We start from the raw sequence: 21,060 nt of genomic DNA, 5'->3' as shown, positions 1-21,060 counted from the left end.
GACTCTACAAGGGCATCCACGCATGGCGTGGATCTACCGGGGCAGGGTCCGTGCTTTGGCGTCAGGCTCCGCTGAAGGTATCCACCAGCAGCTTCACGTTCAGCACCACGATCACCAGCGCGATCACCCAGGCGATCGCGCCGAGCCAGCGCGGTGCCACCAGCGCACCCATCGTCACCTTGTCGGTCACGATCCGAACCAGGGGAATGATCGCGAACGGCAGCTGCATCGACAGCACCACCTGGCTCAGCACCAGCAGCTTCACCGCGCCCTGGTCGCCGAACAGCAGGATCACCACCACCACCGGAATGATCGCCAGCGCGCGCGTGATCAGCCGACGCAGCCACGGCGGCAGGCGCAGGTGCAGGAAGCCTTCCATCACGATCTGGCCGGCCAGCGTGGCGGTCACTGTCGAATTCAGGCCCGACGCCAGCAGGGCCACTGCGAACAACGTCGCCGCCGCGCCCACCCCCAGCATCGGCGCCAGCAGCTGGTGGGCCTGCTCGATGTCTTCCACATCAAATCGGCCATTGGCATGGAACACGGCTGCCGCCAGGATCAGGATGCTGGCGTTGATGAACAGTGCCAGGGTCAGCGCAAGGGTGCTGTCGGTAACCGCCCAGCGCAGCGCGCTGCGGCGGCCTTCATCGGTACGCGGGTAGGCGCGGGTCTGCACGATGGACGAATGCAGGTAGAGATTGTGCGGCATCACCGTGGCACCGATGATGCCGATCGCGATGTACAGCGCGTGCGGATCGGTCACCACCTGCGCGCGCGGAATGAAGCCGCCCAGCACCGCCATCACTGACGGCGCAGCCATCGCGATCTGCACTACGAAGCAGGCGAAGATCACCATCAGCAGCGCGATCACGAAGGCTTCCAGCGCACGGAAGCCGCGGTTCATCAGCAGCAGAACCAGCAGCGTATCCAGCGCAGTGATGACCGCGCCCCAGAGCAGTGGCAGGTCGAACAGCAGCTTCAGCGCGATCGCGGTGCCGATCACCTCGGCCAGGTCGCAGGCGATGATCGCTGCCTCGCACAGCGCCCACAGCGCCAGGTTCACCGGCTTCGGGTACCTCGCGCGGCAGGCCTGCGCCAGGTCCATGCCGGTGGCGATACCCAGCCGTGCCGACAGCGCCTGCAGGATCACCGCCATCAGGTTGGAGACGAGGATGACCGACAGCAGCAGGTAGCCGAAGCGCGAACCACCGGCGAGGTCGGTGGCCCAGTTGCCCGGGTCCATGTAGCCGACCGAGATCATGTAGCCCGGGCCAAGGAAGGCCAGCAGGCGGAACCACCAGTGACCCTTTTCGGGCACCGCGACCGAGGCGTTGAGCGCGCCCAGGCTGGCCGGGGTGGAGGCCGAAGGGTCGCGGGGCGCCAGAGTGTTCATGGATCCGAATATAGCCACTGCTATAGTCATTAGCAATGTGAAACAATCGTCTTTGTCGTGTGACTGGTCCAGAATTCAGGTTCAACACCGGATTGCACCGGAAGGACAGGCGCAGGCGTGGGCAAGACCGACGATTCGACATCGCTGAAAAGCACCCCCTTGATCGAGGCCGAGCGCCAGGTCGAGAGCTTCCGGCAAGTGCGCGAGGCGCACCGGATGGAGCTGGTGGAGGACTATGTCGAGTTGATCTCGGACCTGCTGGCCGACGGCGGCGAGGCCCGCCAGGTCGACATCGCCACCCGCCTGGGCGTGGCCCAACCCACCGTGGCGAAGATGCTGCGGCGCCTGGCCCGCGATGGCTGGGTGGTGCAGCGGCCGTACCGCGGCGTGTTCCTGACCCCGGAAGGCGAAGCGCTGGCCCATGCCAGCCGCCAGCGCCACCAGACCGTGGAGCGATTCCTGCTGGCGCTGGGAGTCGACGCGGATACCGCGCGGCGCGATGCCGAGGGCATCGAGCACCATGTGAGCGAGCAGACGCTGGCGCTGTTCGAGGCGTTCGTGCGCAAGGCCGAGGGCGGCTGAGCAGACCGCTGGGGCCGGGCCCTGCAGGCCGGAGGTTGGAGGCCGTTGTGGGGCAGGGAAGCGCGTCAGAGCCCTTTCCGGCGGAAAGGGATCCGAGCCCCGGGGCCGATCGTCAGCCGCGACGGAACGCGGCGGGGGTACGGGCGCCGACGATGATCATGCGGATCATCGTGGAAATCTGTTCGACCAGTTCAGGATCCTTCTCCGGCGGCAGGTCCATGGCGGTGGCGCCCATCGCGAACACCAGCCGGGTGATGGCCTTGGCCACCAGTTCCGGTGCGTGCAGCACCGCGCCATCCAGCGCGGCCAGGCGCACCAGGTCGTGCTGCAGCTCTTCTTCGAAGTAGTGCAGCTCGCGTTCGACCGCGTGCTTGAAGTCGTCCGAGCCGACCGCGCCTTCGCGCAGCAGCACGTGCAGCAGCTTGTCGTCGGCGCGCAGCTGCTCCATGAAGGTCTCCACCGAGACCCGCACCACGCTGGTGGCGGTGGAGGTGGCGCGCTGGCGGGCTTCGCCGATGATGGTGCGCAGCGAGCGGCCGGCTGCATCGATCAGCGCCACGGCCAGTTCGTCCATGTCGCGGAACTGCCGGTAGAAGCTGTTCGGCGCGATGCCGGCCTCACGTGCCACTTCGCGCAGGCTGAGCGTGGACAGGCTGCGGTGCGGCCCGATCAGCTTCAGGGCGGCAGCCAGCAGATCCTCGCGGCTCACCGTACGGCGGGCCGGGCTGTTGGCATCTTCAGGCGTCGACAAGGCGGTGGCGGCGGCCATGGGGGTTCCGGTGGGACGAGGCTGAATCATACCCAATCCGGTTCAATATACACATGTATACACAGGTGTGTGTGCGCCCGTATAGTGCGCCCATGAGCGCTGTCGTCCGTCCGTCCCTGTTCTCTCCGTACCGCTGGGTCTCGCCGTCGCTGTTCGATTTCTGGGCGGGCCAGCTCAATCCCCTGTGGACCCTGCGTGAGCCGGTGGCCCGCCTGGTCCGGCGTGAGCCGGCAGGCCAGGGCGCGGCGACCCTGGTCCTGCGCACCAACCGGCACTGGGCCGGCATGCGCGCCGGGCAGCACGTCACCCTCGGCGTCGAGATTGAAGGGCGCCTGTGGCAGCGCAGCTACAGCCCCACCGCACTGGGTCGGCGCGAGCTGGCGATCACCGTCAAGGCGATCGATGGCGGCCGGGTCAGCCAGCATCTAGTCCACCATGCGCAGCCGGGCGAACTGTTCCGCCTCGATGCCGCCTTCGGCGAATTCCATATGCCTGCCGCCGCGCCGGTGTTGCTGCTGGCTGCCGGCAGTGGCATCACGCCGATGCGCAGCCTGTTGCGCGACGCCTGCCAGCGCCCGCTGGCAGCACCGGTGGACCTGTTCTATTGGGAGCGCACCGCTGCTCATCTGCAGTTCCGTGATGAACTGCAGGCGCTGGCCGCGCGCCAGCCGAACCTGCGCGTGCATCTGCTGACCACCCGCGAGGGTGAGGCGCCTGCGGCACGAATCGATACCCATGATCTGCAGGTGGCCGGCGATGACACCCCGTTGGCCCAGCGCCACGTGCTGGCCTGCGGCCCGGATGGGTTCGTTGCCGCCGCCCGCACGCGCCTGGCGCACCAGGTGGCTGGGTTCCAGGCCGAAGCCTTCACCCCGCCGGCGCCGCTGCGCGATGCCAGCAGCGAAGGCGAGGTGTCGCTGACGCTTGCGCGCAGTGGCCGCCAGCTGAGCGTGCCGCGTGGCCGCTCGCTGCTGGAAAGCCTGGAAGCGCATGGCATCAAGCCCAAGCATGGTTGCCGCATGGGCATCTGCAATACCTGCACATGTGATCGCGTCAGTGGCGCCACCCGCCATCTGCGCACCGGCGACCTGCAGTCCGAATCGGCACAGCCGGTGCGGATCTGCGTGAGCGCACCGACCACCGACCTGACTTTGGATCTCTGAGGACGCCTGCCATGACCCGCGCTACCGACCGTGCCCTGAGTACTGCCGAGATGCATGCCTTCGGTGAGGAACTCGACGCGATCCGCGACCGTGTGATCGGCAGCCTCGGCGCCTCCGATACCCGCTACATCCGCCGCGTGGCCGCCGCCGTGCGCTGGTTCGGCGTGGGTGGCCGTGGCCTGCTGTTCCTGGCGGCCTTTTCGCCGCTGTTCTGGATGCCGCTGCTGTGGCCGGCCGCGATCACCGGCACGCTGCTGCTGGCGCTGTCGAAGATCCTGGAGAACATGGAGCTGGGCCACAACGTGATGCACGGCCAGTTCGACTGGACCGGTGATCCCAAGCTCAATGGCAACACCTACGAGTGGGACATCGTTGCCACCGCCGACAACTGGCGCAAGACCCACAATTTCCGCCACCACACCTACACCAACGTGCGTGGCATGGACGATGACATCGGTTATGGCCTGCTGCGCATCTTCCCGGAACAGCGCTGGAAGCCGTTCTACCTGCTGCAGCCGATCATCGCGCCGATCTTCGCGCTGCTGTTCCAGTGGGGTGTGGCCGCGCAGGACCTTCGCCTTGGCCGCTGGCTGAAGGGCCGCATCAGCGGCCGTGCGATGTGGCTGCAGACCCGCCCGGTGGCGCGCAAGATGGCCCGCCAAGTGCTGAAGGACTACGTGTTCTTCCCGCTGCTGGCCGGTCCGTTCTTCCTTACCGTGATGCTGGGCAACCTGGTCGCCAACGGCCTGCGCAACATCTGGACCTACGTGATCATCTTCTGCGGGCACTTCACCGCCGAATCGGAAACCTTCCCCAAGGAGTGCCTGCGCAATGAGTCGCGCGGCCACTGGTACCTGCGCCAGCTGCGCGGTTCGTCCAACATCAGCGGTGGCTTCCTGATCAACGTGCTGTCGGGCAACCTCAGCCACCAGATCGAGCACCATTTCTACCCGGATCTGCCGGCCAACCGCTATGCGGCCATCGCCAAGGAAGTGAAGGACATCTGCCGCCGTTACGGCCAGCACTACAACAACGGCTCGCTGCCGCGTCAGTTCGGCCAGGTGGTCTGGCGCATCCTGCGTCACGCGTTCCCGAGCAAGCCGCGCCGCCTGCCGATGTCGGACATCATGTCCGCACCGGCATCGGCCAACGCGGGCTGATCGACTCAGCCCGCTTTCGCCAGGTCCGCCTGCTCGCGGTCCAGGCGTCGCAGGAACGCCTGCATTTCCTTGCGTGCCTGCTGGTCGCCCTTGCTGCCGGCCACGCTCAGGCCGCGTTGCCATGCTTCGCGCGCCGCCTGCGGCTGGCCACTGGCCAGCCAGGCCTTGCCCAGCAGCTTCCACGCCGCCGAGTACTGCGGATCAAGCACCACGCAACGGCCCAGATGGGTGGCCGCGCGCACAGGGTTGCCGGCATCCAGCCAGCCCTTGCCCAGGCCGAAGCGCAGCAGCGCGCCGTCCGTGCCGGCGGCGAGCATGCATTCCAGAGCTTCGATGTTCATCAGCGCACCTCCACCAGCAGCTCGGCCGGGCCTGGCTGGAAGCGGCCGCGATGGAACAGCAGCGGCGCGCCGCCGTTCTCGTGCACTTCGACGATGCGGCCGGCCAGCAGCAGGTGATCGCCCACCGGCCACTGTGCGTGGCGGGTACATGTGAGATGGGCGACCGCACCGGCGATGCGCGGTGGGGCGTCCTCGTCGTCATCCAGCAATGCCAGGCCATCGAAGCGGTTGCGCACCTGCGGATCGGCAAAGCGCCGGGCCAGCGCTTCCTGGTCGGCCGCCAGCACGCTGATCGCAAAGCGGGTGGCGCGCTGGAAGGTGGACAGGCTCTGCGCGTGCAACGCCAGGTTCCACAGCACCAGCGGCGGCTGCAATGACACCGGCACGAACGAATTGATGGTCAGGCCGATGGGTTTACCCTGCGCATCGCGCGCGCAGACGATGGCCACGCCGGTAGGAAAGTGGCCGAGCAGCCGCCGCAGTGCACGCGGCGGCATCTCGACCGACGGCACCGGGGCCGGGGCGGGGAAGACCCCCGCCCACGGCCCGGCGTACGGCAGTGTCTCGCCGCTCATGAGGCCCTGGCCTGGCGGTAGCGCCGGCCGACCTCGGCCCAGTTGATGATGTTGAAGAACGCACCGATGTAGTCCGGGCGACGGTTCTGGTAGTGCAGGTAGTAGGCGTGTTCCCAGACATCCAGTGCGAGGATCGGGGTGTTGCCCGACAGGCCCACGGCTGCACCCATCAGCGGGCTGTCCTGGTTGGCGCTGCTTTCCACCTGCAGGCGGCCATCGCGATCGCTGGTCAGCCAGGCCCAGCCGCTGCCGAAGCGGGTCTGCGCCGCCTTGGTGAAGGCGTCCTTGAAGGCATCGAAGCCGCCGAGGTCACGGTCGATGGCGGCGGCCAGTTCGTCATCGGGTGCACCACCGTTGGTGCTGAGCACGGTCCAGAACAGGCTGTGGTTGGCGTGGCCGCCGCCGTTGTTGCGGATGGGGCCGCGCTGCGCCTCGGGCACGGCATCGAGGTTGGCGATCAGCGCCTCGACCGGCTGCTCGGCGATGCCGGCCTGCTCGATGGCGGCGTTGAGGTTGTTGACGTAGGCCTGGTGGTGCTTGCTGTGGTGGATGTCCATCGTGCGCGCATCGAAATGCGGCTCAAGGGCGTCGTAGGCGTAGGGGAGCGGGGGAAGCGAGTACGACATCGAAGCAATCTCCGTGGGGAAGGCCAGAGGGCTGGCCTTGGGAAGACTGTTATCGCACCTCAACATTGGTTGAGGTCAAGGGGCGGGATTGAGGTGCGTGCGCGTTCGTCGCTTTGATTCTTCCTGCAGGACAGCACGAGCGAAATGGTAGTGCCGGCCGCTGGCCGGCATGCCGGCTAGGTCGGGTTGCCGGCCAGCGGCCGGCACTACCAGAACCCGCTTTTCGAACCTCACCGGCGCGCTGAAGTGCTGCCCGCGCTCGCAGGAAACGGTCCGGTGGCGGGGGGAGGGGCTGGCCGGAACCGTTGGCGCCATGGATGGCGCCATCGAGCCCCCAAGGATGGGTTTACGGCGTGTCCCGGCCAGCCCCGAAGGCGCCGGCAGACGAACCAGCCGCCAGCGCCCTCATCAACTCAACTCAACCAATCCTTGCACGCACCATCCACCTGGTCACCGCACGCCTGCTGCATCCGCTGCTGCAGCCGCGCCAGTGTCTCCGCGCCCTGGTGCTTGCCGCTCCACGCCTTCAACTGCCCGGCCAGGCGCTCGAAGCGTTGGCGGGTGCGCTGGTGGTAGCCCGACGGCTGTGCCTCCAGCTCGGCGATCAGCGAGGCGGTCGCCTGCTCGATGCGTGGTGCATCGTCCGGTGCCAGCTTCAGCAGGCCTTCCACATACAGCACGCCCCACTGCACGCGGGTGGCCGGGCCCCGCGCACCGTCGTAGGCACGCTTCAACCACTCCAGCGCACCGGCGGTGTCGCCGCGCTGCTCGGCCAGTTCGGCCAGCTCGGGCATGTAGTAGTACGGCTGTTCGCTGCGCTTCAGTTCCGCCAGCAACAGCGACTCGGCGCCTGCGTCGTCGCCGACCTGGCGTAGTGCGTAGACCGCGCTGCTGATCGTGGCCTGGCGCGCATGCGCATCGGTGGCGGCAGCGTCGGCAGCAGCCACGCGCTGCTTGACCCGATCAACCAGGGCCGCGGGCAATGCGCCCTTCGGCTGCTGCTGGCGGGCCAGCGACACTTCGGTCAACGCACGCGACAATGCGTCGTCGGCGCGGTCGCCGCGCTCGGCGTCTGCCCGCTCCAATGCCACCAGCAGCTGCTGTCCCAGCGTGTTGCTGGTGGCCGGCCCGGCACTGGCCTGCTTGACCAGCTGCACGCCTGCATAGCCCAGCAACTCACGGTTGCGGCGGACTTCGGCGGGCTGCGCCAGCACGGCCTGCAGCAGCTCGCGTACTTCGGTGGGCGAGGCATCGGGCTTTTCGGCCGTTGCCAAGGCCAGCAGAGCGAAGCGGCGCTGCAGGGCAGCGTCGGGTGCGGCCTTGGACAACTGGCGCAGCACATCCTCGCTGCTGCGCTCGCCGGCCAGGCGGTTGGCGTCCACTTCCCAGCCGTAGTCGCCCAGCACCTGCCAGTCTTCGGCGGCCAGTCGGTCCGGCGTTGCCAACGCGGTGGCCAAGGTGGCGGCAACAGCACCGCGGCGGCCTGCGGCGACGGTCAGTGCCCGGGTCAGTTCGGTGGCATCATTGCCGCCGGCCACGCGGGTGATTTCGTTGCGCTGTGGGTCCAGCACGATCAGGGTCGGATAGCCGCGTACGCCGAAGCGCTCACCCCAGGCTTGCGCACCTTCCTCGTCGCCATCCAGGTAGACGGGAACGAATTTGCTGGTCAGCGCGATGAAGGCCGGGTCCTTGAACAGGCCCGCCTTGAGCTGGTTGCACGGTGGGCACCAGACGGCGCCCCAGTACAGCAGCACCGGCTTGCCGCTGTCGGCGGCTTCGGCGAAGGCATCGTCCACATCGCCCTGGCGCCAGGCGATGGCGGACGCCGGCGCGGGTGCCTCGGCGGAGTTGGCGGTGGAAACCGGGGCCGGGGTGCAGGCGCTCAGCGCCGAAGCCAGCAGCAACACGGAAAGCGCGACGCGCATCGGCAGCATCTCGAAGGGCAGGGTGACAGGCCATTGTAGGAACCGCCGGGGAGCCCGCTGATTCAGTTTGCTTATGACGGGCGTGCTGCAGGGCATGACGCCCACCGGGCATTGCCGGGCAACGCCGGGCGGATGCCTTCAGGCCGCTGACCGCACCATCTGCTGATACACCAACCCATTGAACTCGCCGACGTCACCGTCCAGCACGAAGCCATAGCGCAGGTAGGCCGGTACCGCATTGAGCGAGGCGCGCACGGTCAGGACCGGCTCGCGCACCTGTGGAAGCACCGCCTCGAACAAAGCATGGCCGATGCCCTGGCCCTGGCAGGCGGGATCGACGAACAACATCGCAAGGTGCCGGCCCGCCTTCAGTTCGATCACGCCGACGATGCGGTCCTCCTGCTCGGCGACCAGGATCTGGTTCTCGCCCTGCAGGCGCACGCCGAATGCGTCGGCGGCCGCGACACTGGCGAACGTGGCGCCGTCCGCGCCGAGCGTCGGTGCCACTGCAGCGTTGAACGCGGCCAGGCACACCGCACTGATCGCGGGCGGGTCATCGACACGTGCGGGGCGGATCTTCGGCATGCAGTGTTCTTCTGGTGGTGGGCGGCGCGTCATCGTTGCCAGTGCCTGCACGCTAAGCTGCGGGCATGAGTGATTTCAATCCTGCTTACGCTGCCTTGTTTCCGCAACAGGGCCTGAGCCTGGGCCTGATGACGCCTGTCGCCGCGCATGGACTGGCCGATCCGCATGAGGCGCGGCGCATTGCGCGACTGGCCGATGACCTGGGCTTTGCCGCGCTGTGGACGCGCGACGTGCCGCTGATGGTGCCGCAAGGGCCGGATGCGACGGCCAGTGCATTGGACGATCCGTTCCTGTGGCTGGGTATGCTGGCCGCCGCGACCGAGCGCATCGTGGTCGGCAGCGCGGCCATCGTGCTGCCATTGCGGCAGCCGCTGCAGGTGGCGAAATCGGCCTTGAGCCTGGACCGGATCAGCGGCGGGCGCTTCGTGCTGGGCCTGGGTTCGGGTGACCGACCGGAAGAGTTCGCCGCATTCGGCGAGGATCTGGAGGGCAGGGCGGCGACGTTCCGTGAGCGCTGGTCCTTGTTGCGGGCGGCGCTGTCACCGGAGGCCGATGAGCGGACGGCCGTACTGCAGGCGACGGGTGGTTTTGACGTGCTGCCGGCGCCGGCAACCCGCATCCCGATGTTGGTGGTGGGTACCGCGCGGCAGAGCCTGCAGTGGATCGCGCGCGAGGCCGAAGGCTGGGCCACCTATCACCGCGAGGAGGCCGCGCAGGAAGGACGCATCGGCCTGTGGCAGCAGGCGCTGGTGCAGCGTGGTGGGCCAGCCAAGCCGTTCGTGCAGTCGATGCTGCTGGATCTGCAGGCCGATCCGCAGGCGCCAGCCGAGCCGCTGCCGCTGGGCCTGAAGGTCGGCCGCGATGGCCTGCGTGACTATCTGCTGCGCGTGCATGCGCAGGGCGTGGCGCACGTGATGTTCAACCTGGTCGACAACGGGCGGCCGATGGACGCGATGCTGCGTGAGATCGGGGAGCACGTTCTGCCACACACGCTCCGGTAGGTGTCCACCTCGGTGGGCACGCTCCAGCAGTCGAGCACGGCTCGACTCTACATGGGGTTCGCATCTGCGTATCATTCGCATTTGATACCCCGATGCCGGAGCCCCGCGTGACCCAACGTTCCCCCATGCACCCGACCGGACGTCTGTTCGCCGCGGTCGCTTTCATCGAGGCCGTGACCTGGGCCGGCCTGCTCATCGGCATGTGGATGAAGTACGGCCCGATGGCCAACGTGGCGCTGGTGAAGGTGTTCGGGCCGCTGCACGGCGTGGCCTTCCTGGTCTATGTGGCAGTCACCCTGTTTGCGGCGGTGCGCCTGCGCTGGCCGTGGTGGGCCAGTGCCCTGGCGCTGCTGGCAGCCATCCCGCCGCTGGTGACGCTGCCGCTGGAGTGGTGGTTCAAGCGCCGTGGCCTGCTCGGCCTGCGTGCAATGCACTGAACCCACTGTTGCGCGCCCATTCAAGAGAATGGGTATCAAATGCAAATACGAGCCGTTATCATTTAAAGGTGGCGTCCGGTCCTGAGCAGGGCCGGTGCCGGGCGGGGTGCGCAGGCGTGCCCGGCCATCCTTTCCTGTTACGGCTGGTGTTCCATGCACGCACGTCCCGTCGTTCCCGGCTTACCGGCGCTGGTGTTGGCTGCCCTGATCGGCACCATGGCGATGATGTCCTTCGTCGCAGTGATCGGCCCGGTGGTCCGCATGCTCGGCCTGTCCGAGTGGCATGCCGGCCTGTCGGTCACCGCCGCAGGCGTGTTGTGGATGCTGGCCGCGCGCCCCTGGGGCCAGCTCAGCGACCGCATCGGCCGCAAGCGCGTGCTGATCCTGGCGATGAGTGCCTATACGGCGGTCTACATCGCACTGGCGGTGTTCATCGACGTCGCCCTGCAGGCGGTGCCGCCGGTACTGGTGTCGGTGCTGGTGCTGGTGGGCGCGCGCGGCTTGATCGGGCTGTTCTACGCGGCCGTGCCGCCCACGGCCGCTGCGCTGATTGCCGACGAGGCACCGACCGGGCAGCGCGCCAGTTTCCTCGCCCGGCTGGGCAGTGCCAACGCGCTGGGCATGGTACTGGGTCCGGCCGCTGCCGGCTGGCTGGCCTATACCAATCTTTCGCTGGCGCTGTACGTGGCCGCGTTGCTGCCGTTGCTGGCACTGGCATTGCTGGCCTGGCGGCTGCCGGCTACACCACCGGGGGGGGGCGCGTCCGCACAGCGCCGCACGCCGATGAGCCGCCTCGACGCGCGCCTGCGCCTGCCGCAGCTGGCAGCGTTCATCGCGATGGTCTCGGTGACCATCGCGCAGGTCACGGTCGGCTTCTTCGCGATTGATCGCCTGGGCCTGGATGCGGCGGCCGGTGCACGCATGGCCGGCATCGCACTTACCGCCGTTGGTGTCGGCCTGATCCTGGCGCAGGCGCTGGTGATGAAGCTGGAGGTACATCCACGCCGTTGGATCGTCCTTGGCGCCCTGATTTCCGGCATTGGCTTTGCTTCGGTGGCGGGCGTGCAGCAGGGCTGGCAGTTGCCGGCGGCGTACGCGTTGGCCGCGTTTGGCATGGGCTTCGTATTCCCCTCGTTCCAGGCGCTGGCCGCCGATGCGGTGGAGGCGCACGAGCAGGGCGCCGCCGCCGGCACCGTCGCTGCCGCGCAGGGGCTGGGCATGGTGGCCGGGCCGATGCTCGGCACGCTGTTGTATCGCGGCGGGCCAAGCCTGCCTTACCTGCTGGTCGGTGCGCTGCTGCTGTTGCTGTGCGCGCTGGCTGCAGCGCATCGGATGAAGGAGACCCCATGAACGATTCCCTGATGCAGGGCGCGTGGCCGGAGGCTGCGCCAGCGCCGCTGGACAGCACCGACGACGCGTCGCTGTTCCTGCTGCAGCATGCCGGCCAGCACGTGCATGCACGCGGCTGCCGCGCCACGCTGCCGGCCGGTGCACTGGCGACATTGGCAGAACGCGTCTCGGCGTTCTTTGCCCGGCAGCGTGGCGGCCCGGGCCTGCTGGTTGGCGCAGTGCCGTTCGAACCGCGTGCGGACGATGCGCTGTTCCAGCCCGAGCGCCTGCTGCCGGCGCTGGCACTGCAGCCGCAGGCCGCACCGCCGCTGGACGGTGCCCTGCGCGCCGAGCCTGCGCCGCAGGACTATGCGTCAGCGGTTGCCGCGGCGGTGCAGGTACTGCGCGCGCCCGAACTGAGCCTGCAGAAGGTGGTGCTGGCGCGCAGCCTGCTGGCACGCACCCGCCAGGCGCTGTCTCCGGACGTGCTGCTGGCACGCCTGGGCGCGGATCCGTCGGTGGCGACCTACGCGGTGCCGTTGCCGGTGGAGCTGGGCCAGGCACCGGCCTGGCTGGTGGGGGCGACGCCGGAACTGCTGCTGCGCAAGCGCGGCGCCGAGCTGTTGTCGCATCCGCTGGCCGGTTCCGCGCGGCGCAGCGCCGATGCCGCCGAGGACGAGCGTGCGGCGCAGGCGCTGCTGGCCTCGGCCAAGGACCACGACGAGCACCGCCACGTGGTCGAAGCCATCGTCGAGGGCCTGGCACCGTACTGCAGCCACATCGATGCGCAGCCGCGCCCGGTGCTGCATGCCACCGCCAGCATGTGGCACCTGGGCACCCGCATCCACGCCACCCTGAAGGATCCGCAGGCGTCTGCCGCCGAACTGCTGGCGCAGCTGCACCCCACGCCGGCAGTCTGCGGTACGCCACGGTTGGCGGCGCTGCAGCGCATCCGCGAGCTGGAACCGGTGCCGCGCGGCTTCTACGCCGGTGCCGTGGGCTGGTTGGACGCGCAGGGTGACGGCGACTGGTACGTGGCGATCCGCTGCGCGCGCCTGCAGGGCACGCAGCTGCGCCTGTATGCCGGTGCCGGCATCGTCGCCGAGTCACACCCCGAGGCCGAGGTGGCCGAAACCGCAGCGAAGTTCGCTGCCCTGTTGAACGCGCTGGGTGTCCATGAATCCGCGCCCGCCATCGAGCCTGCCGCATGAGTACCTCCACTGACTCTTCCCGCCTGCCGCTGCAGCAGGTGTGGCCCGACACGCTGGTGGCGCGCTATCGCGAAGCCGGTCACTGGCGTGGCGAGACCTTCCCGGGTTTCCTGCGCGAGCGTGCAGAACGCTACGCCGATGACATCGCGGTAGTCGCCGGCGACGTACGTCTGAGCTATGCGCAGCTGTGGCATGAGGCAGGCCGCATCGGTGCGGGCCTGCTGGCGCTCGGCCTGCAGCCTGGCGAACGGGTGCTGGTGCAGCTGGGCAATACCGCCGGGTTCATCACCACGGTCTGCGGCCTGTTCCGCGCCGGCCTGGTGCCGGTGTATGCGTTGCCGGCGCACCGCATCACCGAGCTGGTCCACTTCGCCAGCAAGGCGGAAGCCAGTGCCTACATCACCACCGCACTGCACGATGGCTTCGATCATCGCGGGTTGGCAAGGGCGCTGCAGGCCGAAGTGCCGGCGGTTCGCCATGTGGTGATCGACGGCGATGCGGCGGAGTTCATCGCGCTGAAGGCACTGCAGGGCGATCGCAGCCAGCTGCCGTCCGATCCGGACCCGCAGTCGGTGGCGTTCCTGCAGATTTCCGGAGGCAGCACTGGGCTGTCCAAGCTGATTCCACGCACGCACGACGACTACATCTATTCGTTCCGCGCCAGCAATCAAATCTGCGGCATCGACCGCGACAGCGTCTACCTGGTCGCGCTGCCGGCTGCGCACAACTTCCCGATGAGCTCGCCCGGCTTCTTCGGCGCGCTGTACGCCGGTGCCCGCGTGGTGCTCAGCCCGGGCCCCGGCCCGGATGCGGCCTTCCCGCTGATCGCACGGGAGCGGGTGACCTGCTGTGGGCTGGTGCCGCCGCTGGCGTTGCTGTGGGCGCGGGCCGCCGCCACCAGCAGGCATGACCTGTCCAGCCTGCGGGTACTGCAGGTGGGCGGCGCCAAACTGGTGCCGGAAGCCGCACGACGGGTGATCGACGGCCTCGGCTGTACCTTGCAGCAGGTATTCGGCATGGCCGAAGGGCTGGTGAACTACACGCGGCTGGATGATCCGGAGGAACTGATCGCGGTCTGCCAGGGCCGGCCGATCAGTCCGGATGATGAAGTGCGCGTGGTCGATGACCATGACCAGCCGGTGGCCGAAGGCGAGGTGGGGCATCTGCTCACCCGTGGCCCGTACACCATCCGCGGCTACCACAACGATGCGGTGGCCAATGCGCGCTCGTTCACCGACGACGGCTTCTATCGTACCGGCGACCGTGTGCAGCAGCTGCCCGGTGGCTACCTGGTGGTACAGGGGCGTGCGGGTGACCACATCAACCGGGCGGGCGAGAAGATCTCTGCCGAAGAGATCGAGGACCACCTGCTGGCGCACCCGGGTGTGTTCGACGCCGCCGTGGTCTCCATTCCCGATGAGTATCTGGGCGAGCGCAGCTGTGCGTTCGTGATCGCGCAGGGCGAGCCGTTCAAGGCCCCGGCACTGAAGGCCTGGATGCGCGGGCGCGGCCTGGCGGCGTTCAAGGTGCCCGACCAGGTCGTGTTCGTCGACAGTTTCGATACCACTGCGGTCGGCAAGATCAGCCGCCGCGAACTGCGCGCGCAGTTGCGTGCGCGTCATCTGCAACAGACAGGAGGAACGCGCTGATGGCGCTGCCCCGTATCACCGATTACCCCTTGCCGACTGCCGCCGAACTGCCGCAGGCGCGTGGCCCGTGGCGCCCGCAGCGCGATCGTGTCGCGCTGTTGGTGCACGACATGCAGCGTTACTTCCTGGCCGCCTTCGACGCCGGTAATGCACCGCTACGGCCGGCCGTGGACAACATCGCACGGCTGCTGGCGCATTGCCGCGCGCACGGCATTCCGGTGTTCTACACCGCCCAGCATGGTGACCAGGACCGTCGAGACCGTGGCCTTCAGGCCGACCTGTGGGGGCCGGGCATGCGTCGCAGCGCCGACCATGAACCGATCATCGAGGCGCTGGCACCGCACCCGGGCGAGCACGTGCTGGTCAAGCACCGCTACAGCGCATTCCAGCGCAGCAACCTGGAGACGCTGATGCGGGTGCGTGGACGCGACCAGTTGCTGGTGACCGGCGTGTACGCCCATATCGGATGCACCGCGACCGTGGTCGAGGCGTTCCAGCGTGATATCGAGGCCTTCATTGCCGCCGATGCCGTGGCGGACTTCTCGCGCGCCGACCACGATCAGGCGCTGCACTGGATCGCGCGCACCTGCGGCGTGCCGATAACCACCGATCAGCTGCTGGAGGTGCTGTGATGACGGCCACCGGTGAGGTGCTGGATCTGGAGCGGATGCGCGCCGACGTCGCGCGCGTCCTGGAGTGCACGCCGGCCGAGATCGGTGACGACGACAACCTGATCGACCTGGACCTGGACTCGATGCGCATGCTCGGCCTGGTCCTGGTCTGGGCCAACACCGGGTTGCCGCTGGAGTTCTCGCAGCTGGCCGAGCACACCACGCTACGCCAGTGGTGGGGTGTGGTGCAGACGCTGCAGGCCGCGCAGAACGCATGAACGCCGCTGCGCTGGCCACGCCGGTGGCATTGACCGAGGCCCAGACCGGACTGTGGTTTGCACAGCGGCTGGCGCCGGACAATCCGTCATTCAATACCGCGCACGCGGTGTGGATCGATGGCCCGCTGGACGTGGCCGCGTTCGTTGCAGCGGCAGACCAGGCTGCGGTCGAAGCCCAGGCCTTTGCGCTGCGCTTTGCCGAAGGGGCCGATGGCCAGCCGCTGCAGTGGCATGACCCAGCACACGTGCCGCTGCTTTCGGTGCGTGATGTGTCCGCCGAGGCTGATCCAGCCGCTGCGGCACGCAGCCTGATGCACGACGACCGGCTGAGCCCGGTCGACCCCGCCCGCGACCGGATCAGCCAACAGGTGCTGCTTGAGCTGGGCGGGCAGCGCTGGGTCTGGTACCTGCGGGTGCATCATCTGGCGGCCGATGGCTATGGCATGGCGCTGTTCACTGATCGCGTGTGCGCGTTGTATGCCGGTCGTACGGGTGAGCCTCTGCCGGGGCTGGCGGGGGTGCTGGCCGACGATGCTGCTTATCGTGCCGACCCGCGCCGCACGCAGGCCGGGCAATGGTGGCGCGAGCACATGCAGGGGGCACCGGCGGGCATGGGCCTGGCCGGTACGCTCGCGGCCAGTGACGACGCGCTGCGCTGGGTGCAGCCGCTCGATGCGGCATTGCGTGAGCAGTTGCTGCAGGCATCGGTGCGTTGGCTGCAGCCCTGGCCGGATGTGCTGGCCGCGCTGGCGGCCGAGTACCTGCGGCGGATGAGTGCCGCCGATGAAGTGGTGCTGGGCGTGCCCTACATGGGGCGGCTGGGCAACGCGTCGGCGCGGGTGCCGTCGATGGTGATGAATGTGTTGCCGCTGCGCGTGGCCGCCGGCGAGGGCAGCGTCGAAACCTTTACCCGCAGCCTGGGCCGGCAGCTCAGCCAAGGGCGCAAGCACGGCCGTTACCGAGGCGAGCAACTGCGCCGGGATCTGGGCCTGGTGGGCGCGCAGCAGCGCCTGCACGGCCCGCTGGTGAATGTGCAGCCGTTCTACAAGCCGCTGGCGCTGACGGGCGTGCAGGCGACGCTGGAGGTGCTCTGCACCGGGCCGGTGGATGACCTGACGCTGGGCTTCCGTGGCGATGGCCAGCGTCTGCTGGATCTGGAGATCGAGGCCAATCCCGCGCTGTACAGTCGCGAGGATGTCGAGGCGCACGCGGCGCGGCTGCTGCAATTCGTGTCGGCGGCACTGCAGGCTGACGATATCGCAGCCGTGCCTCTGGCAACGCCCGAGGAGGCGCAGCAGGTGCTGCAGGAATTCAATGCCACCGCGCACGCGCTTCCTGAGACCACCCTGGTTGAACTGCTGCAGCAGGGCATGGATCGGGACCCGCACGCGCCTGCGCTGGTGTTCGGCGACGCTGCCATGGATTACGCAACGCTGGAAGCGCGCAGTTTCGCGCTGGCGGCACAGCTGCGGGCGATGGATGTCGGCCCGGGCAGCGTGGTGGCGGTGGCATTGCCGCGCTCGCTGGAGCTGGTGATCGCTCTGGTTGCGGTGCTGCGCGCAGGCGCGGCCTATCTTCCGCTGGACCTTACGCATCCCGATGAGCGGCTGGCGCGCATCTTCGCCTCGGCGCAGCCGGTGTGCGTAATGGCTGCGGCGGAGGTTTCGGCGCGCATGGCCGGCGTACCGGTGCTCGCGCCGGAGCAGTGGACCGCGCTGAGCTTCGCCGCGCCGTGGGCCGATCCGGCGCCCAGCGATGCGGCCTATGTGATCTATACCTCCGGTTCGACCGGGGAACCGAAGGGCGTGGTCGTCGAACACCGTGCCATCGTCAACCGCTTGCTGTGGATGCGCGAGCACTACGGCATCCGCGCCGATGACCGCGTGCTGCAGAAAACCCCGGCCACCTTCGATGTCTCGGTCTGGGAGTTCTTCCTGCCATTGCTGTGCGGGGCCACGCTGGTGGTTGCCGGGCCCGATGCGCATCGCGACCCCACCGAACTGGCGCGGCTGATCCGCGGGCATGGCATCACCACGGCGCATTTCGTGCCGTCGATGCTCGACGCCTTCCTCGCTGCGCCGGCCTCCGAAGGTTTGCAGCTGCGCCGGGTATTCACCAGTGGCGAGGCGCTGGACGCCGCGTTGCGCGACCGCTTCCATGCGCGCGTGCACGCAGAACTGCACAACCTGTATGGCCCGACCGAAGCCGCGGTGGACGTCAGCTACTGGCCGGCGTCGGCGCAGGATCGTTCGCGGCCGGTGCCGATCGGGTTCCCGGTCTGGAACACCCGCCTGTACGTGCTGGACGCCCGGATGCAGCCGGTGCCGGTGGGCGTGCCCGGGGACTTGTACCTGGGTGGCGTCCAGCTGGCGCGTGGCTATCTCGGTCGCGATGATCTGACTGCCGAACGTTTCATTGCAGATCCGTTCCTGCCGGGCGAGCGCATCTACCGCACCGGCGACGTAGCCCGTTGGCGTAGCAACGGCGCGGTCGAGTACCTGGGCCGCAGCGACCATCAGGTCAAACTGCGCGGCCTGCGCATCGAACTGGGCGAGATCGAGGCGGCATTGCGCGAACTGCCTGGCATGGAGCGCGTGGAAGTGCTGCTGCGCCAGGACGCGCCCGGCGATGCCCGGCTGGTGGCCTATGTGCCAACCGCGCTTGCCAACGCCGTGACGCTGCGCAGCCACCTGGCCACGCGCGTGCCGGACTACATGGTGCCTTCGGCGTTTGTCGGTGTGGACCACTGGCCGGTAACCGCCAACGGCAAGCTCGACCGCAACGCGTTGCCGAAGCCACCGCAACTTGAAGTTGCCGGCTTGGCGCCGCGCACGCCGTTGGAAGAGGAGCTGGCGTTGCTGTTTGCCCAGGCACTCGGGCGTGAAGCGCCGGTGGCGGTGGATGCGGATTTCTTCAGTCTCGGCGGTGACTCGCTGTCGGCGGTGCACCTGCTGCTGGCCATCGAGCAGCGCTGGCGCTGCGATCTGGGTCTGGGTGCCTTGTTCGCGCAGCCCACCGTGGCTGCGCTGGCGGTTCGCATTGCCGAGCCCCCCGCGCTGGCCGATCACGCACTGGGGCCGGTAATCGCGCTGGCCGCGACCGAAGCGGCCGGGTCCACGCCGCTGTTCGTGCTGCACCCGGCCGGTGGCATCGCCTGGAACTACCGCACCCTGGCCAGGGCACTGTCACCGGCACGCCCGGTGTATGGCCTGCAGTCGCCGGCTCTGGACACGCGGCAGCCGCTGCCGAGCAGCATCGAGGCGATGGCCAACGACTACGTACAGCGCGTGGTCGCACTGCAGCCGAAGGGGCCGGTGCATCTGCTGGGCTGGTCGGTGGGTGGCATCCTCGCCCAGGCGATGGCAGTGCGCCTGCATGAGATCGGGCGCGAGGTTGGCGAGCTGGTGCTGCTGGACGCTTATCCCAGCGAGTGCTGGCGGGCCGAGCCGGAACCCGATGCCATCGCTGCATTGCGGGCACTGCTGGCGATTGCCGGTCATGACCCGGATGCGCATCCGGAACTGGACAGCCGGGAACGCATTCTCGCGTTCCTGCGACGTGGTGGCAGTGCACTCGGCAGCTTGCCGGATGTGGTGCTCGATGGCGTGGTGCGCGCCGTGACCGGCACCAATCGACTGATCCGTGAACATATCCACCGGCCGTTCGATGGCACGCTGGTGCATGTGCGTGCGGGCCGGGATCACCAGGCGCGGCCACAGTTGCAGTCGGCGTTGTGGCGGACACACGCGCGCAGGGTGCAGTCGTTGGAACTGCCGTTTCTGCATGCAGAACTGACCGGCCGCGATGCGGTGGCGCAGCTGGCGCCGTGGTTGTCGGCGCGGTTGCGCCAATGGGACGAGCAACAGGAGATCGCAGCATGCAGTTGACCGGCTTTGAAGGTCGCGTGGCACTGGTGACCGGCGCTGCCGGCGGCATCGGCGATGCACTGGTACGGTTTCTGGCCGTGGCCGGTTGCACCGTAGTGGCGACCGATCGCGAGGCGCCGCGCGTGTCAGATACCCGGGTGACGTCGTTTGCACTCGATGTAACCGACAGCGCCGCGGTGGACGCCCTGGTGGACCAGGTCGAGTCCAGCATCGGGCCGATCATGTTGGCCGCCAGCGTGGCCGGCGTGCTGCACGTGGGCAGCGTCGCCGAGACCGGCGACGCCGACTGGCGCCGGGTGTTCGCGGTCAACGCCGATGGCGTGTTCCACGTAGGGCGTGCCTTGGCGCGGGTGATGTCGCCGCGCCGGCGGGGCGCGATCGTTACCGTCAGCTCGAATGCGGCCGGCGTCCCGCGGCACGGCATGGCCGCCTATGCGGCATCCAAGGCCGCCGCCACCATGTTCACCCGCTGCCTCGGGCTGGAACTGGCGCCGCTGGGCATCCGCTGCAACATCGTCGCCCCAGGCTCGACGTTGACCCCGATGCAGACCGGCATGTGGCAGGACGAGCACGGTGCCGAGCGGGTGATCGCCGGCAGCCTGGAGACCTACAAGGCCGGCGTTCCACTGCGCAAACTCGCCACGCCGGAAGACATCGCGCACTCGGTCATGTTCCTGCTCTCCGAGCAGGCCGGGCATGTGGCCATGAGCGACCTGTACGTCGACGGCGGCGCCACCCTGCGCGGCTGAGGTCCGGTAGTGCCGGCCGCTGGCCGGCAACCCACAGCTCCAGTGGTGGCCGGCCGCTGGCCGGCAACCCATGGCCCCGGTAGTGCCGGCCGCTGGCCGGCAACCTCATTCAACTTCAGACATCTCCCAACCCCCATCGAGGCTTGGCCTGACAGCCAACGCCCAATGATCGACCCACCATGGCGCATGAGCAGCCATCGCCTGCGCCTGGGCCGTCACTCGATCATCGGCCAGGCCTATGTCCTGACAACCACGACCCACCAGCGCCGCCGGCTCTTTGAAAGCGAAGCTGCAGCAGCATGTGTAGTCGACCAGTTCCATTACATCGAACAGCGCGGGCTCGTACGGTCACACGCATGGGTTGTCATGCCGGATCACGTCCACTGGATGTTCGAGCTGCATGCAGCTCACCTTCCAGATGTCGCGCGCCGGATGAAATCTTCGAGCGCACTTGCCCTGAATCGCCTGGCGGGCCATCGAAGTACGGTGTGGCAGCCCGGCTACTTCGATCATGCAGTAAGGACCGAAGAGTCGCTGGCGCGGCAGGCGTTGTACATTCTTGGCAATCCGGTGCGCGCCGGTCTTGCTGGGCAGATCGACGAGTATCCGTATGCGTGGTCGGCCTGGGCGTGATGCCGGCCAGCGGCCGGCACTACCACAGCGGAACCGAAGCGAAGCGCAGATCGTGTTCCGGCGCACAGCGCCCGCGATGGTAGTGCCGGCCGCTGGCCGGCAACCGCATGACCCGCGCAGAGATGCGTGGATGCCGGCCAGCGGCCGGCACTACCA

At 68.4% G+C, this 21,060-nt stretch carries 20 protein-coding genes; 13 read left to right on the top strand and 7 right to left on the bottom strand.

Features of this window, described 5'->3' with window-relative positions; genetic code table 11:
- Positions 1 to 61 precede the first annotated feature (61 nt).
- Positions 62 to 1,393: an Nramp family divalent metal transporter gene (locus tag BN1263_RS15055; RefSeq protein ID WP_058982262.1), complete on the bottom strand. Its 1,332-nt coding sequence runs from the start codon at positions 1,391 to 1,393 to the stop codon at positions 62 to 64.
- 117 nt (positions 1,394 to 1,510) lie between these two features.
- Between BN1263_RS15055 and mntR the strand changes: the two genes are divergently transcribed.
- Positions 1,511 to 1,975: a manganese-binding transcriptional regulator MntR gene (mntR, locus tag BN1263_RS15050; RefSeq protein ID WP_049465391.1), complete on the top strand. Its 465-nt coding sequence runs from the start codon at positions 1,511 to 1,513 to the stop codon at positions 1,973 to 1,975.
- 112 nt (positions 1,976 to 2,087) lie between these two features.
- Here mntR and fabR read toward each other — a convergent pair whose 3' ends face one another.
- Entirely contained in the window at positions 2,088 to 2,744 is a 657-nt protein-coding gene (gene fabR / locus BN1263_RS15045; protein ID WP_005409961.1) for an HTH-type transcriptional repressor FabR, read from the bottom strand.
- Between the two features lie 92 nt (positions 2,745 to 2,836).
- Here fabR and BN1263_RS15040 point away from each other — a divergent pair, with 92 nt between their 5' ends.
- The gene (locus tag BN1263_RS15040; RefSeq protein WP_058982260.1) at positions 2,837 to 3,907 is read left to right on the top strand and encodes a ferredoxin reductase; all 1,071 of its coding nucleotides are present in this window, start codon (positions 2,837 to 2,839) and stop codon (positions 3,905 to 3,907) included.
- A gap of 11 nt (positions 3,908 to 3,918) precedes the next feature.
- Positions 3,919 to 5,067 carry a fatty acid desaturase family protein gene (locus BN1263_RS15035; RefSeq protein ID WP_058982258.1) on the top strand — a complete coding sequence of 383 codons (1,149 nt, stop codon included), beginning with the start codon at positions 3,919 to 3,921 and terminating at the stop codon, positions 5,065 to 5,067.
- 5 nt (positions 5,068 to 5,072) lie between these two features.
- Here the strand turns inward: BN1263_RS15035 and BN1263_RS15030 are convergent, their stop codons facing one another.
- From BN1263_RS15030 to BN1263_RS15010, 5 genes are all read right to left on the bottom strand, one after another.
- Entirely contained in the window at positions 5,073 to 5,408 is a 336-nt protein-coding gene (locus BN1263_RS15030) for a tetratricopeptide repeat protein (RefSeq protein ID WP_058982257.1), read from the bottom strand.
- Entirely contained in the window at positions 5,408 to 5,983 is a 576-nt protein-coding gene (locus BN1263_RS15025) for a flavin reductase family protein (protein WP_058982255.1), read from the bottom strand. Before BN1263_RS15025 ends, BN1263_RS15030 begins: the two co-directional genes overlap by 1 nt.
- Positions 5,980 to 6,609, bottom strand: coding sequence for a superoxide dismutase (locus BN1263_RS15020; RefSeq protein ID WP_058982254.1), 630 nt, complete (start codon positions 6,607 to 6,609; stop codon positions 5,980 to 5,982). The genes BN1263_RS15025 and BN1263_RS15020 overlap by 4 nt, the downstream gene beginning before the upstream one ends.
- 413 nt (positions 6,610 to 7,022) lie before the next feature.
- On the bottom strand, positions 7,023 to 8,543 hold the full coding sequence (locus BN1263_RS15015) for a thioredoxin family protein (protein ID WP_058982252.1): 1,521 nt from the start codon (positions 8,541 to 8,543) through the stop codon (positions 7,023 to 7,025).
- 129 nt (positions 8,544 to 8,672) lie between these two features.
- Positions 8,673 to 9,119 carry a GNAT family N-acetyltransferase gene (locus tag BN1263_RS15010; protein WP_058982251.1) on the bottom strand — a complete coding sequence of 149 codons (447 nt, stop codon included), beginning with the start codon at positions 9,117 to 9,119 and terminating at the stop codon, positions 8,673 to 8,675.
- Positions 9,120 to 9,184: 65 nt separating this feature from the next.
- On the opposite strand from BN1263_RS15010, the gene BN1263_RS15005 reads away from it, so the two are divergent.
- From BN1263_RS15005 to BN1263_RS14960, 10 genes are all read left to right on the top strand, one after another.
- Positions 9,185 to 10,120, top strand: a complete 936-nt coding sequence (locus BN1263_RS15005; RefSeq protein WP_058982249.1) for a TIGR03571 family LLM class oxidoreductase — start codon at positions 9,185 to 9,187, stop codon at positions 10,118 to 10,120.
- Between the two features lie 125 nt (positions 10,121 to 10,245).
- Entirely contained in the window at positions 10,246 to 10,557 is a 312-nt protein-coding gene (locus BN1263_RS15000) for a DUF3817 domain-containing protein (protein ID WP_058982246.1), read from the top strand.
- A 153-nt stretch (positions 10,558 to 10,710) separates the two neighbouring features.
- Positions 10,711 to 11,907: an MFS transporter gene (locus BN1263_RS14995; protein ID WP_058982244.1), complete on the top strand. Its 1,197-nt coding sequence runs from the start codon at positions 10,711 to 10,713 to the stop codon at positions 11,905 to 11,907.
- Entirely contained in the window at positions 11,904 to 13,097 is a 1,194-nt protein-coding gene (locus BN1263_RS14990; protein ID WP_049403971.1) for an isochorismate synthase, read from the top strand. Before BN1263_RS14995 ends, BN1263_RS14990 begins: the two co-directional genes overlap by 4 nt.
- The gene (locus BN1263_RS14985; protein WP_058982242.1) at positions 13,094 to 14,746 is read left to right on the top strand and encodes a (2,3-dihydroxybenzoyl)adenylate synthase; all 1,653 of its coding nucleotides are present in this window, start codon (positions 13,094 to 13,096) and stop codon (positions 14,744 to 14,746) included. Before BN1263_RS14990 ends, BN1263_RS14985 begins: the two co-directional genes overlap by 4 nt.
- Positions 14,746 to 15,378 carry an isochorismatase family protein gene (locus BN1263_RS14980; protein ID WP_058982240.1) on the top strand — a complete coding sequence of 211 codons (633 nt, stop codon included), beginning with the start codon at positions 14,746 to 14,748 and terminating at the stop codon, positions 15,376 to 15,378. Before BN1263_RS14985 ends, BN1263_RS14980 begins: the two co-directional genes overlap by 1 nt.
- Positions 15,378 to 15,635 carry a phosphopantetheine-binding protein gene (locus BN1263_RS14975; RefSeq protein ID WP_058982238.1) on the top strand — a complete coding sequence of 86 codons (258 nt, stop codon included), beginning with the start codon at positions 15,378 to 15,380 and terminating at the stop codon, positions 15,633 to 15,635. The genes BN1263_RS14980 and BN1263_RS14975 overlap by 1 nt, the downstream gene beginning before the upstream one ends.
- On the top strand, positions 15,632 to 19,522 hold the full coding sequence (locus tag BN1263_RS14970; RefSeq protein WP_058982236.1) for an enterobactin synthase subunit F: 3,891 nt from the start codon (positions 15,632 to 15,634) through the stop codon (positions 19,520 to 19,522). Before BN1263_RS14975 ends, BN1263_RS14970 begins: the two co-directional genes overlap by 4 nt.
- Entirely contained in the window at positions 19,513 to 20,271 is a 759-nt protein-coding gene (locus BN1263_RS14965) for a 2,3-dihydro-2,3-dihydroxybenzoate dehydrogenase (protein ID WP_058982234.1), read from the top strand. The genes BN1263_RS14970 and BN1263_RS14965 overlap by 10 nt, the downstream gene beginning before the upstream one ends.
- Positions 20,272 to 20,457: 186 nt before the next feature.
- On the top strand, positions 20,458 to 20,904 hold the full coding sequence (locus BN1263_RS14960) for an REP-associated tyrosine transposase (protein ID WP_058982232.1): 447 nt from the start codon (positions 20,458 to 20,460) through the stop codon (positions 20,902 to 20,904).
- Positions 20,905 to 21,060 lie beyond the last annotated feature (156 nt).

Origin of the sequence: Stenotrophomonas thermophila (assembly GCF_001499715.1) — a bacterium.
Lineage (GTDB): Bacteria > Pseudomonadota > Gammaproteobacteria > Xanthomonadales > Xanthomonadaceae > Stenotrophomonas > Stenotrophomonas hibiscicola.
The sequence above is the reverse complement of the archived record's forward strand: the minus strand, read 5'-3'. Positions and strand labels throughout refer to the sequence as shown.

Excerpts from the sequence above, each read along its gene's own strand:
- BN1263_RS14960 (WP_058982232.1), top strand. The coding sequence starts at position 20,458 with ATGAGCAGCCATCGCCTGCGCCTGGGCCGTCACTCGATCATCGGCCAG.
- fabR (WP_005409961.1), bottom strand. The coding sequence starts at position 2,744 with ATGGCCGCCGCCACCGCCTTGTCGACGCCTGAAGATGCCAACAGCCCG.
- BN1263_RS15010 (WP_058982251.1), bottom strand. The coding sequence starts at position 9,119 with ATGCCGAAGATCCGCCCCGCACGTGTCGATGACCCGCCCGCGATCAGT.
- BN1263_RS14990 (WP_049403971.1), top strand. The coding sequence starts at position 11,904 with ATGAACGATTCCCTGATGCAGGGCGCGTGGCCGGAGGCTGCGCCAGCG.
- BN1263_RS15005 (WP_058982249.1), top strand. The coding sequence starts at position 9,185 with ATGAGTGATTTCAATCCTGCTTACGCTGCCTTGTTTCCGCAACAGGGC.
- BN1263_RS14975 (WP_058982238.1), top strand. The coding sequence starts at position 15,378 with ATGACGGCCACCGGTGAGGTGCTGGATCTGGAGCGGATGCGCGCCGAC.
- BN1263_RS15020 (WP_058982254.1), bottom strand. The coding sequence starts at position 6,609 with ATGTCGTACTCGCTTCCCCCGCTCCCCTACGCCTACGACGCCCTTGAG.
- BN1263_RS14970 (WP_058982236.1), top strand. The coding sequence starts at position 15,632 with ATGAACGCCGCTGCGCTGGCCACGCCGGTGGCATTGACCGAGGCCCAG.
- BN1263_RS15040 (WP_058982260.1), top strand. The coding sequence starts at position 2,837 with ATGAGCGCTGTCGTCCGTCCGTCCCTGTTCTCTCCGTACCGCTGGGTC.
- BN1263_RS15000 (WP_058982246.1), top strand. The coding sequence starts at position 10,246 with ATGCACCCGACCGGACGTCTGTTCGCCGCGGTCGCTTTCATCGAGGCC.
- BN1263_RS15015 (WP_058982252.1), bottom strand. The coding sequence starts at position 8,543 with ATGCTGCCGATGCGCGTCGCGCTTTCCGTGTTGCTGCTGGCTTCGGCG.
- BN1263_RS14995 (WP_058982244.1), top strand. The coding sequence starts at position 10,711 with ATGCACGCACGTCCCGTCGTTCCCGGCTTACCGGCGCTGGTGTTGGCT.
- BN1263_RS14985 (WP_058982242.1), top strand. The coding sequence starts at position 13,094 with ATGAGTACCTCCACTGACTCTTCCCGCCTGCCGCTGCAGCAGGTGTGG.
- BN1263_RS14965 (WP_058982234.1), top strand. The coding sequence starts at position 19,513 with ATGCAGTTGACCGGCTTTGAAGGTCGCGTGGCACTGGTGACCGGCGCT.
- BN1263_RS15030 (WP_058982257.1), bottom strand. The coding sequence starts at position 5,408 with ATGAACATCGAAGCTCTGGAATGCATGCTCGCCGCCGGCACGGACGGC.
- BN1263_RS14980 (WP_058982240.1), top strand. The coding sequence starts at position 14,746 with ATGGCGCTGCCCCGTATCACCGATTACCCCTTGCCGACTGCCGCCGAA.
- BN1263_RS15035 (WP_058982258.1), top strand. The coding sequence starts at position 3,919 with ATGACCCGCGCTACCGACCGTGCCCTGAGTACTGCCGAGATGCATGCC.
- BN1263_RS15055 (WP_058982262.1), bottom strand. The coding sequence starts at position 1,393 with ATGAACACTCTGGCGCCCCGCGACCCTTCGGCCTCCACCCCGGCCAGC.
- BN1263_RS15025 (WP_058982255.1), bottom strand. The coding sequence starts at position 5,983 with ATGAGCGGCGAGACACTGCCGTACGCCGGGCCGTGGGCGGGGGTCTTC.